Here is a 13422-nt window from a genome sequence, read left to right on the forward strand (position 1 = left end):
GCGAACCTCAGGTTTCAGTCGGTCGGGTCTGGCGCAGGAAGTGCCCTGTGACCAGCCACGCGCCCAGCCAGCCCAGCACCACCGTGCCGACCAGGACGAGCGAGGAATGCAGAAGATCCAGCCCATGCAACACAAACGGGCTGCCATAGCTGCTGGAGAGTTCGGCCAGCGGCGGGCGCAGCGCCAGACCGGCCACGCCGATCAGGGCCAGTGCCAGCGCGCCGGCCCCCAGGCCATACCACGCGCCCAGATACAGGAACGGACGACGGATGAAACCGTCGCTGGCCCCGAGCAGCTGCAGCACGCCGATTTCATCCCGGCGCGACTGGATGTCCAGACGCACGGTGTTGCCGACCACCAGCACCGCGCCCAGCCCCAGCAGGGCCGAGAGCACCTGCACCAGCCGTGAGCCGAAGCCCAGCCACGCGTCCAGACGCTTGCGCCAGAGTGCATCGTGCTGGACCAGGTCGGCCTGCGGCAGACCCTGCAGTGACTGCGCAAGGCGCGCATCATCCGTGCCGTTGGCCGGGGTGATGATCAGCAATGAAGGCAGTGGATTGTCGTGCAGGGCATCAATGGCCTCGCCAAGGCCCGCGCTGTCGCGCAGTTCGGCCAGCCCCTCTTCCGGGGTGCGCACGGTGACCGCGCTGACATCGGCACGACCGCGCAGCGTCTCGGCGACCTGGGTCGCACCGGCGGCGTCCACGCTGGCCTTCAGGAACAGGTTGATGTCGCGCGACTGCTGCACGCTGCCGGCAAACAGCTTCACGTTGTCCAGCGCGATCGACAGACCCAGCGGCAACGCCAGGGCCACCGCCATGACCATGATGGTCAGCAGCGTCGCCCACGGCTTGCGCCAGGCGCGACCGAGGCTGAACACCACGCTGTGGCCATGATGATGCAGCCACACGCCCAGACGCGAAGGCGCTGCCGCTTCTTTGTTGGTCGCAGCGCTCATTCGGCCAGATCCTGCGGCGAGATGTCGTCGACCAGACGGCCGTGGTCAAGAATGAGCACGCGCTTGCGCATGCGGCGCAGCAGCGGCAGGTCATGGCTGACCACCAGCACGCTGGTGCCCCGCTCGGGCAGTTCGGCAAACAACGCCATGATCTCCGCGGCCAGGGTGGGGTCCAGGTTACCGGTCGGTTCGTCGGCCACCAGCAGGCGCGGTTCGCCGACGATGGCGCGGGCAATGCCCACGCGTTGTTGTTCGCCGGCCGACAGTTGCGAGGGCAGCGCCTTTTCCCGGTGGGCCAGGCCCATCCGTTCAAGCACCGAGCGCACCCGCTTGCCGATCTCTGCGCGACGCGTGCCACGCAGGATCAGTGGCAGGGCGACGTTCTCGCCAATGCTGCGATCCATCAGCAGGCGGTGGTCCTGGTAGACCGCACCCACCTCGCGGCGGTGACGCGGGATATCGCCGCCGCGCACCTTCAGCAGGTTGCGGTCGGCCAGCAGCACCGCGCCACGGCTGGGACGTTCGTCCAGATGGATCAGTTTCAGCAGGGTGCTCTTGCCGGCACCGGAGTGACCGGTGACAAACAGCATTTCCCCGGGCGCAACTTCGAAGCTGACGTCCACCAGTGCCTGGTGGCCGCCCGCATACTGTTTGCTGACATTGTCGAAACGCAGGACGCTCATCCCCCGATTATGCCGGAGGCGCGTTGCGAGGTGGGGGCGGGATGACACCCGACCAACGGTCGGGTGCTACCGTTGATCGGCACGCCCGCCGATCAACTGCCGGAGAGCATCCGGCGGATCTTGCGGCCGATGCGGGTCAGGAAACCGCCACTGGCATCGTCAGCCTTGGCCGCACGCATCGGCTTGGCCGCCACCTGCACCGGCGTGACCGGCTGGGAGGCGCCCTCGGCACCCTCAACCGGGCGACCGTGGCGACGACGGCGGCGCTTGCGCGGCTTGCGCTCGCCATCCACTGCGCCTTCCGGAGCACCTTCGGCACGCGGCGGACGCGGCGGGCGCGGAGCCTGCGTCGCGTCGGCCGGTGCAGCAGCACCGTCAGCGGCGGGCTTCTCGCCTTCCGGGCGCGGCTTGCGCGGACCGCGCGGCTTGCGGTCGCCATCGCGGCGTTCGCCACGACCGCTACCACTGCCAGAACGACCGCCACGGCCACCGCCGCGACGCTCTTCCTCGGCGGCGCGCGCCTCACGCGCTTCGCGGAAGATCTGGCCGACGCTTTCGTTGTCGTCGCCTTCCTCGCCCGGAGCCGCCGGTGCACGCTCAGGACGCGGCAGCGCGGTCAGCAGTTCCTTGGTGACCGGCTCGGATGGAATCTTCTGTTCAATGTAGGCCTCGATGTCCGGCAGGCCCATCGCATAGCGCTCGCAGGCGAAGCTGATGGCATCGCCTTCCTCGCCCAGGCGGGCGGTGCGCCCAATGCGGTGCACGTAGTCTTCGGCGTCGAACGGCAGGTCGTAGTTGTAGACGTACTTGATGCCGTCGATGTGCAGGCCGCGTGCGGCCACGTCGGTGGCGACCAGGATTTCCAGCTGACCCTTCTGGAAGCGGTTGAGCAGGCTCTCGCGCTTCTTCTGCGGCACATCGCCGGACAGCACGCCGACACGGTAGCCGGCCTTCTCCAGCGAACGCGCCACGCGCTCGACGAACACCTTGGTGTTGACGAACACCATGGTGCGCGCGCCTTCGCTGCGCGACAGCAGGCCCAGCAGCAGCGGGATCTTCTCTTCGTCAGCCGGGAAGTACAGCTTCTGGCGCACGCGCGCGGCGGTCACCGTTTCGGCTTCCACCACCAGCTTCTGAGGCTCGTTCATGTGCTCGTAGGCCAGCTCCAGCACGCGGTGGCTGAGGGTGGCGCTGAACAGCAGGGTCTGGCGGGTGGTGCGCTCGGGCATGCGGCGCAGCAGGAAGCGGATGTCCTTGATGAAGCCCAGGTCGAACATGCGGTCGGCTTCGTCCAGCACGCAGATCTCGCAGGCGTGCAGTGACACCACCTTGTGCTGCTTCACGTAGTCGATCAGGCGGCCCGGGGTGGCGATGATCACGTCCACACCCTGCTGCAGGATCTCGCGCTGCTTGTCATAGTCCACGCCGCCGTAGACCAGCGCGAAGCGCAGGCCCAGGTCGGAGCCGAACTTCACCGCGTCCTTGTGAATCTGGATGGCCAGTTCGCGGGTCGGAGCGAGGATCAGCGCGCGCGGATCTTCCGGCTTGCGGTCGGCCAGCGCCGGGCGGCTGAGCAGGCGGTTGACCACCGCCACCAGGAAGGCCAGCGTCTTGCCGGTACCGGTCTGGGCCTGGCCAGCCACATCGCCACCGGCCAGCGCGACCGGAAGGGTCAGCGCCTGGATCGGGGTGCAGCGGGTGAATCCGGCTCCTTCAAGACCGGCCTGCAGGGCCGGATGCAGATCAAAGGAGGAGAAAGTCAAATCGGTCAGCGGTTTGTCGCTCATGAGTCCGTCTTGGTAAGGCCGCGCCGGCACCGGGCCGGAAGGCTTGCAATCTTGGAGGGCAGCGTTGCCATACGGCCGTTGCGCCGGGAATGCCGGGGCCGGATCGATGGGACGCGGGCCGCTGCACAATGTCCCAGTTTAGCGCAATGTCGGAAGCAAACCGGGGGTGCCGTCGCGCCGGGGTCTGAGACGACATGCCGCCTGCCCGCCCTCGCGCGGATTTCACCGCGCCACACGCCAGTTGAACGGGCCGTAGGCAGGGGGTGGAAGCGCCCCATACCCGCCCGCACTTACTGGGACAGGCCCTGGCAAAGCGCGATACCTGTCACAGGATGTAGCGTTGCAGCCGGGGACTGTGCCCCGGGTTCGATAGGGGTACACTGCGCCCCGAGAGCGTCCAGGCATCCCACCGGACGCACCGCTGGTCGCCCAGGCGACCACGAGGCAGCAGACGCGGACACGCCGGAAGGCGGGTCCAGGTTCAACCCTCCGGCCTGGCCGGGTGCACTCCAAATCGAGAGACCAAGATGAGCGACAAGGTTGTACATGTCGGCGATGCCGACTTCGATAACACCGTACTGAACTCCAAGGAACCGGTGCTGGTGGACTTCTGGGCCGAATGGTGCGGTCCCTGCAAGATGATCGCCCCGGCGCTCGATGAGCTGGCCAACACCTATGACGGCCGCGCCAAGATCGTGAAGGTCAACGTGGACCACAGCCGCGCCCTGGCGGCCAAGTACCACGTCCGCTCCATTCCCTACCTGGTCGTCTTCAAGGACGGCGAGAAGGTTGGCGAACAGGTCGGCGCTGTCGGCAAGGCCCAGCTGGCTGGTCTGCTGGACAAGGCCCTGGCCTGAGCCACCTGCGGCAGCCGGGTCACCGGCTGCCCGGCGGGCCCCGCGCCCGCATGAATGATCCCGCCCTGCCCGGCTTGCGCCCTGCTGCAAGCCGGTGGTAGTGTCGGCATATCCGGCCGCGTTCGCGTGCCGTGTCTTCCGGTCGTATTCCCGCCCGGAATCCTTTTCCCAAACATCCTGACGCCCTTGCGGGGCGCTCGCACCTCTCAGCGAGGAATCCAGCTCTTGTCCGATATCACTACGACCGAAACCGGCAGCGCCGACGCGCCCGCCGAGAAGCGCGTGCGCAAGCCGCGCGTCGCCAAGGCCGCTCCGGCCGAATCCGCCGCTCCGCCGGCACAACCCGCCCTGCCCCTGGCTGCCGCGCCCGCCGCGCCGGCGCCGGCAGCGGCTCCCGCCCCGGCCGCCCCCGCGCCTGCTCCCGCTGCTCCTGCGGCCAGCGCATCGGGCGAAGGTTCCTCGGCCCCGAGCGGTGGCCAGGAAGGCGGCGAAGGTGGCCAGCGCCACCAGAACCAGAATGCACAGGGCGGGCAGAACCCGTACCAGCAGAATCAGGGCCAGGGTCAGGGCAACCGCCGTGACCGCTTCCGCAACCGCCGCGACCGCGACCGCAACAACCGCAACGACCGCTTCCGCGACGACGGCATGCCGCAGGACAACGGCGAGCAGCAGGCCTTCGTGCCTCGCCAGCAGCCGCAGGTACCGGAAGGCTTCCCGGTGTACTCGCTGAGCGACCTCAAGCGCATGCCGGCGCAGAAGCTGCTGGAAATTGCCGAGCAGCTGCAGATCTCCGAAGGCGTCGCCCGCGCCCGCAAGCAGGACGTGATCTTCGCGCTGCTGAAGGTACTGACCCGTCATGGTGACGGCGTGGCCGCCGACGGCGTGCTCGAAATCCTGCCGGACGGCTTCGGCTTCCTGCGTGCGGCCGAGGCCAGCTACCTGGCCGGCCCGGATGACACCTACATCTCGCCGAGCCAGATCCGTCGCTTCAACCTGCGCACCGGCGACCACCTGTCCGGCCGCATCCGCTTCCCGAAGGACGGCGAGCGCTACTTCGCGCTGTCGATCGTGGACACCATCAACGGTGAGCCGCTGGAAGCGTCGAAGAACAAGGTGCTGTTCGAGAACCTGACCCCGCTGTTCCCGCGCAAGCGCTTCACCCTGGAGCGCGGCAACGGCTCGTCGGAAGACATCACCGGCCGCATCCTCGACCTGATGGCCCCGCAGGGCAAGGGTCAGCGTGCGCTGATCGTGTCGCCGCCGAAGGCCGGTAAGACGATGATGATGCAGCAGATCGCCACGGCGATCACGACCAATCATCCGGAAGTGCACATGATTGTGCTGCTGATCGACGAGCGCCCGGAAGAAGTGACCGAAATGCAGCGCACGGTGCGCGGCGAAGTGATCAGCTCGACCTTCGACGAACCGGCTGCGCGCCACGTGCAGGTGGCCGAAATGGTCATCGAGCGCGCCAAGCGCCTGGTGGAACACAAGAAGGACGTGGTGATCCTGCTGGACTCGATCACCCGTCTGGCACGCGCCTACAACAACGTGGTGCCGAGCTCGGGCAAGGTGCTGACCGGTGGTGTCGACGCCAACGCGCTGCACCGCCCGAAGCGCTTCTTCGGTGCGGCACGTAACGTGGAAGAAGGCGGCAGCCTGACCATCATCGCCACGGCGCTGGTGGACACCGGCAGCAAGATGGACGAAGTGATCTACGAAGAATTCAAGGGCACCGGCAACAGCGAAGTGCACCTGAACCGTCGCATCACCGAAAAGCGCGTGTACCCGGCGATCGACATCAACCGTTCGGGCACGCGTCGCGAAGACCTGCTGATCGAGCCGGAGCTGCTGCAGAAGATCTGGATCCTGCGCAAGCTGCTGCACCCGATGGACGAAATCGCGGCGATGGAATTCCTGCTGGACAAGATGAAGAACACCAAGTCCAACGACGAGTTCTTCGGTTCGATGAAGCGCTGATCGGCTGCTACATCGCTTACGCAATAAGCCCCGCTTCGGCGGGGATTTTTGTTTCTGCGCGCGGATGGGGCGATTGCCGACACTCCATGCGCGACCCCGGTAGCGTCGGTCGACAGACGACGACCGTGGAACTGCCCACGCCCGGTAACGCACGACCGCGGAACGAAATCGGCTTTACCCGAATTCGACTCCCTCAAGGCCGCATGCGGTCCCGCAACGGCCCAAACGCTGCAGGCACCACGCCTTTCTCCCACGCCGACATCTGTATCTGGGAAACGACGGCTTCTTCACCTCCCGCGTCCACCGCCGTCGCGCGTTCGCCCACACGCGCGTCCAAACCCGCCCTCACCACCGACGACACTGCCACCACGACCACCAGCGACACCCCGCCCAGGACATGCACCGCTGTCATAGCTGACCTTCTCGTGCGCGATTGACAGGCACGATACCGGGCGGGTGGCGGACTTCCCTTGAAGATGGTCCTAAAACGACATCGCCGGGCGTTGCCCGGCGATGTGATGGATAGCGGGCACTTCAGCCGGGCAAGCCCGGCTCTACATTCATCCGGCTGGCAACTTGACCAAGCGGCGTCAGTCCTTATCCTGCAAGGCATGGCGAACTCCAAGCCCCTGCCGACTGTACCCGGCTCCGCCGACCCCGCGGCTGATCGCATTGCCGCACGGCAAGCGGCACTCAAGGAGGCCAAGGCCCGCTATGCCGCACTTCGCAAAGTGCATCGCGCACTTGCGGCCGATCTGGCCACGTTCGACGATGCCAAGACTACCCGATTGATCATTCGGGCACTGCGCAATGTGCAGGTGTGGGAATCGGGCGGCATCGCCAGCCCCTACTACGTCCGCGCCTGGCGAAGGATCCTGCTGGACCCGGCCAACAGCATTCCGAAGATGTTGCGTGGCCACAACGCCAATGCGTTGGTTCAGAACTCTCCTTTCGGCTTCGTCTACAAGGAACGCAGGTACCGCAAGGAACTGCAACATGGCGAAACCAACGCCTCCTGAGACACCTGCCGACATTGATCGCGTCGGAGAGTTGCTGGTCGAAGCCAGCAAGCTGAGCAACCACAAGGAATTCGTCATCATAGGAAGCCTGTCAGTACTGGCCTCCGAAATTTCCCCACCCGATGAGATGCTGATGTCCATCTACGTAGACTTTTATCCAAAACTGGACCCTGGTCGCGCAGGCGAGATTGCACGTCAACTGGGTCCAGAATCAGAGTTCGCCGAGCAAAAGGGCCTGTACGCCGATGCAGTCAGCCCCTTCCTGGCAGCGCTTCCCGACGGCTGGGAAGAACGCCTGCATCGGGTGGCACATCCTGAAGGCGTCATCGGGCTTTTACCTTGACCCCAATGACTGTGCGGTAGCGAAGCTGGCGCGTAACGAACGCCGCGACCAGCACTGGGTTCGCCAGGGTATCCGCGCAGGCATCATCAAGCCGGATGTCGTTGAGCGCCGCATGACCAGGGCTCCCTTTCTCGATGCCAAGGAGCGGAATCGGGCGGCCGCTAGCCTGGAGATCCAGGCCGCGTGGGCAACCGCGTTTCAGTAGAAAAGAAGATCGCCGGGCGTTGCCCGGCGATGTGATGGATAACGGGCGCTTCAGCCGGGCAAGCCCGGCTCTACGTCATGGGCAGGTGACGTTGCCCTTGGCCTTCGCCGCCAACTGCATCTGGGTGAACGCGGCGACCAGCGGCTTGTCGGCGGTCACCACGAACGGGGCTTCCACTGCACCGAGGGCGACGCCCTGTTTGGCGAAGCAGGCGAGCGGAATGCTGACGGTGTGCTTCTGTCCGGCTGAAAGTCCCGCCAGCACTGAGGTGATGTCCACCCCACCCTCGCAGCCAGTGCCGCACTGCATGGTCACCTTGACCGGCGTGGTAGGCCTGTTCTGCACCATCACGTCGAACTGCAGCGCGCCGTTGCTGCGCGCCAGCGCGCTCAGGTTGCGCCGCGAGGAACTGCGGGAGATCAGCTGCGCGGGCGCGAGCCAGGTCACTTCGCGTGCGTCCTGCTGGGTGTTGATCTGCACGGTGCGCACCTGTGCGACCGGTGCCGCCTGCGGCCAGCGCAGGGTGGCATTGAGATCGTTGCCGAGCGGCTGGGTAGCACCGTTGGCGGCGATGTGCAGCGAGAATGGCATGCTGTCCAGACGGTTGAAGATCGGCATGGTGGTGACTTCGCCGCAATGGTCCGGATTCGCTTCCGGCAAGCGCGCCACCGGTGCGGCCGAGGCATAGCGCAGGCCGTAGCCGAGCTTGAACAGCGCCGGGCGCTTGGGGTCGGGGCGGTCAATCGGAGCCGGGCACGGCACACCGGGCCAGGGGAAGCTGAGCGTGCCGGTGAAGTCGTGCGCGGGCTTTCCGTCCTTGCCCGCCACCAGCACATCGGTGATGCCTTTGCCTTCGCTGCCCGGCAGCCAAGCGGCGACGAACGCCTGCGACAGGTTGAGCAGATCGTTGGTGTACATCGGGCGGCCGGAGAAGTACACGGTGACCACCGGCTTGCCGGTGGCAGCGGCGGCCTTCAACACCGCGAGGTCCTGCGGCTGTGCACGGCTGTGGCTGACCGTGTCGGACGGCAGGATGTCACCGTTGGTCTCGGCGTACGGCGTTTCGCCAATCAGGGCGAGCACCACGTCGAAGGCGCTGGCATCCACACTGCTGGCGTCGGGGCTGTAGGTCACCTGATCCGTGCCCAGTTCGGCACGGAGCGCGCCCAGCACCGAATCGGCATTGAGGTAATCGGCGTTGGTGTTCTCGGTGCCCTGCCAGGTCAGCGACCAGCCGCCGGACTGGTCACTCAGGCTGTCAGCGCTTTTGCCCACCACCAGCACGCGTGCGTCGCGGCGCAGCGGCAGGGCGTTGTTCTGGTTCTTCAGCAGCACCAGCGACTCGCGCACCGCCTCACGCGCCAGTTCGCGGTGCTGCACGGCATTGGCATCGCCCGCGTAGCGGCTGTCGGAGGGCTTATGCTCGAACAGGCCGGCCCGCAGTTTCACGCGCAGGATGCGGGTCACCGCATCGTCGATGCGTGCCATCGGAATCTCACCGCTCTCCACCTGGACCATGGTGTTGGCAATGAAGGCCTTCCAGTCGTCCGGCACCATCACCATGTCGATGCCGGCGTTGATCGCCTGCGCACAACTGTCGTTGCGGCAGCCCGGCACCTGGGCGATGCCGTTCCAGTCAGAGACCACGAAGCCATCGAAGCCCATCTTGTTCTTCAACGCATCGGTGAGCAGCTCCTTGCTGCCATGCATCTTGCCGTAGTTCACGCCGCCGGCGCGGTCGTTCCAGCTGTTGAACGATGCCATTACCGTCTGCGCGCCTTCAGCCAGCGCACCGTAATAGCCCTGGCCGTGCACATTGACCATGGTGGCGTGGTCGACCAGCGCCTCGCCCTGGTCACGCCCGTTGTCGGTCGCGCCGTCGCCGATGTAGTGCTTGGCAGTGGTCACCACGTTGCCGTCGTCGTTGAAGCGCCCCTGAGCGCCCTTGACGTAGGCATGCGCGTACTCACGAATCAACGCCGGATCGGACGAGAAGCTCTCGTAGGTACGGCCCCAGCGCGGATCGTGGGCGACCGCCAGGGTCGGCGCAAACACCCAGTCGATGCCGGTGGCGCGGGTGGACTGTGCGGTAGCCTGACCGATGCGCTCGATCAACCCGGCATCGCGCGCGGCCCCGAGGCCGATGTTGTGCGGGAACAGCGTGGCTCCGTAGACGTTGTTGTGCCCGTGCACGGCATCGGTGCCCCAGATCACCGGCACCGGGGTGGCCGCATCGGTCTGCAACGATGCGGCGCGGTACGCGTCGGCCAGTTTCAGCCAATCCGTCACCGACGCATGCTTGTTCATGCCCGGCCAGGAGCCCCCGCCGTTGAGCACCGAGCCGATGTAGTACTCGCGCACCTGGTCAGGGGTAATGGACTTGATCTCGGGCTGGGTCATCTGCCCGATCTTCTGCGCCAGGGTCATCTTCGAAAGAATGGCCTGCACCCGGCTTTCGATCGCGGGGTCCTGGGCGATCGCGCTTTTCACCTGCGGCCAGTCCTGCAGTTGGCCGGCACTGGTCGGTGCAGCGGCGGCGTGGGCAGACAGGGCCAGCAACAGGCTGGCGGCGAGAAGAGACCGGTTGACGCTGATCACGGACGAAACCTCCGGGGTTGGGCGGATGAGGCACCGCACGCTCCCCGTGACGGACCTTCCTGACAGCGCTGTCATATAAGCCGGCCGAAACCGTGTCAACCACAGGAGCGCTTCGGCAACGTCATCGCACCGTGGGCTAAGGGATGCGCGCTCGCATGGGGCGGATGCGGCAGTCGCAACTGCTGCAACGCGTCAAGAATTTCCGCAGTACATTCCGCGCTCGTGACGTGGCACCATCCCGCCTGCATCGGCAATTCCACGATGCCCCAGGCGCTCTACCATCGGCAGCACTCTCCAGGAGATCCATCGCATCATGCGCAGTCGCATCGAGGATGTTGCCGCCGTCGCGGGCGTTTCGATCAAGACCGTGTCGCGCGTGCTCAATCATGAGCCGAACGTCCGCGCGGAGACGCGCGAGCGGGTGATGGCCGCGGTGACGCGGTTGGGCTACAAGCCCAACCTGTCCGCGCGCAGTCTGGCTGGCCAGCGCTCATATTCGTTGGCGCTGGTCTACAACAATCCCTCGCGCAATTACCTGATGGAAATCCAGAACGGCATGCTCGAGGCCTGCCATGCGCACCACTACAACCTGATCCTGGGCCCGGTGGGCATTGGCCGACATACCCTGCCTGACCTGTCCGCGCTGTTCGAGAACTCGCGCCCGGATGGCGTGGTGCTGATTCCGCCCCTGACTGACGACGCGGTGGTGCTGGACTGGCTGGAAGAACAGGAAATCCCCTATTCCAGCATCGCCCCGCGTGACCCGGACGGCCACATTGGTGTGCGCATGGATGAAACCACGGCCGTGGTGGAGTTGATCGCCCACCTGGTGGCGCAGGGGCACCGCCGCATCGCGCACATCAAGGGCCCACGCGCGCACGGGGCCTGCCAATGGCGCCATGCCGGTTATCGCCAGGCGCTGCGTGCGGCGGGCATCGACTACGACCCGGCGCTGGTGGTGAACGGTCAGTTCTCGTTCGAATCCGGCATCACTGCCGCCAATGCGCTGCTCGATCTACCCGAACCGCCCACCGCGATCTTCGCGGCCAACGACGACATGGCTGCGGCGGTCTACCGGGTGGCCGGCCAGCGTGGTCTGCGCATTCCGCGCGATCTTTCGGTATGCGGCTTCGACGATACGCCGATTGCCGGACACATCTTCCCGGCCCTCACCACGGTGCGCCAGCCGACCTCCAGCATGGGCACCATTGCCACCGAACAGCTGATCGAACGCATCCGCGCGGCCAAGGGCGGCCGCATGGTCACAGTGGACCATGCAGTGCTGGTGCGCGAATCGACCCAGGCTCCGCGCCGCCGCTGAGAATTCAGTTGCGACGTGCGCCGCGCCAAGCGTAGTGCAGGATGTAGGCGTAGCACAGCAGCGGCAGCAGGAACGAACCCTGCAGGCCGTAATGGTCGGCCAGCCAGCCCATCGCCAGCGGAATCACCGCGCCACCCACGATGGCCATCACCAGAAGGCTGGAGCCCTGCCCGGTAAGCGGCCCCAACCCGGCAATGGCCAGCGCGAAGATGGTTGGGAACATGATCGAATTGAACAGGCCAATGCTGACCACGCTCCACTTGGCCAGCCCGCCGGTGCCCAGCATGGTGACGGCCAGCATGCCCATCACGATGATTGCGAACCAGCCCAGCAGGCGGCGCGGGTCTACCTGCACCAGCAGCCAGGTGCCCAGCAGGCGACCCACCAGTGCCCCGCCCCAGTACAGCGACACATAGAACGTGGCCTGCTGTTCGGTCATCCCCTCGCCTATGCCTGGCATGGACAGGAAATTGACCAGCACGCTGCCGATCGACACTTCCGCACCGACGTAGAAGAAGATCGCCAGCACGCCATAGCGCAGGTGCGGGTGGCGCAGCGCGTCCTTCAGCCCGCCGGGCCGGGTCGGCTGGTCTTCCACCCCGGCAATGGCCGGGAGGCGGAACATCCAGATCGCCACCGCCAGCACGAACAGGGTGATGGCCAGGCCGAAGTACGGCAGTTGCACCGACTGCGCTTCAGCCACCCGGTAGGCCAGCGCTTCGGCCTGCGGCAGCGCCGCCAGCTCCTCTGCACTGCGCGGCTGTGCCGACAGGATCAGCAGGCCACCGAATAGCGGAGCCAGCGTGGTGCCCAGCGAGTTCATCGACTGCGCCAGCGTCAGCCGGCTGGAGCTGGTCTGTTCCGGCCCCAGCAGCGCCACGTAGGGGTTGGCGGCCACCTGCAGCACGGTGATGCCAGTGGCAAGCACGAACAGCGCACCCAGGAACAAGCCGTACACATGCAGATGCGCGGCGGGCCAGAACAGCAGCGCGCCGACGCCCGCAATCGCCAGCCCGGCCACGATGCCGCGTTTGTAGCCCACCGCTGCGACCAGCCGGCCTGCCGGCAGCGACATCAGGAAGTACGCACCGAAGAAGGTGAACTGGATCAGCATCGCCTGCACCCAGGTCAGCGAGAACGCGGCCTTCAGATGCGGAATGAGGATGTCGTTGAGGCAGGTGATGAAGCCCCACATGAAGAAGATGGCGGTGACCACCGCCAGCGCCACGCGGTTGCTCTGCACATGCTGCCCGCGCACCACGGTTGAAGTGTCCATTGCCTGTCCTTGCAGAAGGGAAAAGAGGCGCGGCGCGGTCAGACGAATCCCGACAAGCGGTCACGCAGCGGCCACACATAGAACCCGCTTCGTGTCCGGTTGTCCAGCGCTGTCAGACAATCGGTCAAACCCTTCCTAGTCCGGTTTGCGCAGTTTCGTTCTGCACTGCACAACGTATGGTGCCGACTGAATCTGCCGCACGAAGCCGGCTGAAATCTGCGGAAATCCTCGCTGCACCACATGTTTCCAACGGGATCAGCCGGTGATGCCCTGCACCATCGTGGACCTTGCAAGCGCGCACCGGAAACGGTTGCACATGGCAGTTTGTTGACAACGCTGTCAGGGGCCGGCCCAATCCGCCCCCATGAGCTGTTGAACCGATCAAACGCCGTCGC

Annotated in this window: 11 protein-coding genes; 6 read left to right on the forward strand and 5 right to left on the reverse strand. The window is 66.0% G+C overall.

The features are described 5' to 3' along the window. Positions 1-7: 7 nt before the first annotated feature. The 3 genes from ftsX to rhlB form a co-directional block, all read right to left on the reverse strand. Positions 8-958: a permease-like cell division protein FtsX gene (ftsX, locus tag PDM29_RS05140; protein WP_311192809.1), complete on the reverse strand. Its 951-nt coding sequence runs from the start codon at positions 956-958 to the stop codon at positions 8-10. Next, positions 955-1641 (reverse strand): cell division ATP-binding protein FtsE, encoded by a 687-nt coding sequence (gene ftsE, locus PDM29_RS05145; RefSeq protein ID WP_260341656.1) that lies wholly within the window; start codon positions 1639-1641, stop codon positions 955-957. Before ftsE ends, ftsX begins: the two co-directional genes overlap by 4 nt. Before the next feature lie 92 nt (positions 1642-1733). Next, positions 1734-3428, reverse strand: coding sequence for an ATP-dependent RNA helicase RhlB (gene rhlB / locus PDM29_RS05150; RefSeq protein ID WP_311192810.1), 1695 nt, complete (start codon positions 3426-3428; stop codon positions 1734-1736). A 527-nt stretch (positions 3429-3955) separates the two neighbouring features. On the opposite strand from rhlB, the gene trxA reads away from it, so the two are divergent. From trxA to PDM29_RS21035, 5 genes are all read left to right on the forward strand, one after another. Further along, the gene (gene trxA / locus PDM29_RS05155) at positions 3956-4285 is read left to right on the forward strand and encodes a thioredoxin (RefSeq protein WP_311192811.1); all 330 of its coding nucleotides are present in this window, start codon (positions 3956-3958) and stop codon (positions 4283-4285) included. Positions 4286-4510: 225 nt separating this feature from the next. Further along, the gene (gene rho, locus PDM29_RS05160) at positions 4511-6265 is read left to right on the forward strand and encodes a transcription termination factor Rho (protein ID WP_311192812.1); all 1755 of its coding nucleotides are present in this window, start codon (positions 4511-4513) and stop codon (positions 6263-6265) included. Between the two features lie 470 nt (positions 6266-6735). Next, positions 6736-7284, forward strand: coding sequence for a hypothetical protein (locus PDM29_RS05165; RefSeq protein ID WP_311192813.1), 549 nt, complete (start codon positions 6736-6738; stop codon positions 7282-7284). After that, complete coding sequence (locus PDM29_RS05170) at positions 7262-7627, forward strand: DUF6036 family nucleotidyltransferase (RefSeq protein ID WP_311192814.1); 366 nt, start codon at positions 7262-7264, stop codon at positions 7625-7627. The genes PDM29_RS05165 and PDM29_RS05170 overlap by 23 nt, the downstream gene beginning before the upstream one ends. Next, the gene (locus PDM29_RS21035) at positions 7530-7832 is read left to right on the forward strand and encodes a DUF6036 family nucleotidyltransferase (protein WP_425508718.1); all 303 of its coding nucleotides are present in this window, start codon (positions 7530-7532) and stop codon (positions 7830-7832) included. Before PDM29_RS05170 ends, PDM29_RS21035 begins: the two co-directional genes overlap by 98 nt. 75 nt (positions 7833-7907) lie before the next feature. On the opposite strand, the gene PDM29_RS05175 is transcribed toward PDM29_RS21035, so the two are convergent. Continuing rightward, positions 7908-10430, reverse strand: coding sequence for a glycoside hydrolase family 3 protein (locus PDM29_RS05175; protein WP_311192815.1), 2523 nt, complete (start codon positions 10428-10430; stop codon positions 7908-7910). Positions 10431-10743: 313 nt separating this feature from the next. On the opposite strand from PDM29_RS05175, the gene PDM29_RS05180 reads away from it, so the two are divergent. Continuing rightward, positions 10744-11751: a LacI family DNA-binding transcriptional regulator gene (locus PDM29_RS05180; RefSeq protein WP_311192816.1), complete on the forward strand. Its 1008-nt coding sequence runs from the start codon at positions 10744-10746 to the stop codon at positions 11749-11751. A 4-nt stretch (positions 11752-11755) separates the two neighbouring features. On the opposite strand, the gene PDM29_RS05185 is transcribed toward PDM29_RS05180, so the two are convergent. After that, the gene (locus PDM29_RS05185) at positions 11756-13027 is read right to left on the reverse strand and encodes a sugar MFS transporter (protein WP_311192817.1); all 1272 of its coding nucleotides are present in this window, start codon (positions 13025-13027) and stop codon (positions 11756-11758) included. Positions 13028-13422: the final 395 nt, after the last annotated feature.

The sequence above is a fragment of the Stenotrophomonas oahuensis genome, assembly GCF_031834595.1.
GTDB lineage: Bacteria > Pseudomonadota > Gammaproteobacteria > Xanthomonadales > Xanthomonadaceae > Stenotrophomonas > Stenotrophomonas oahuensis.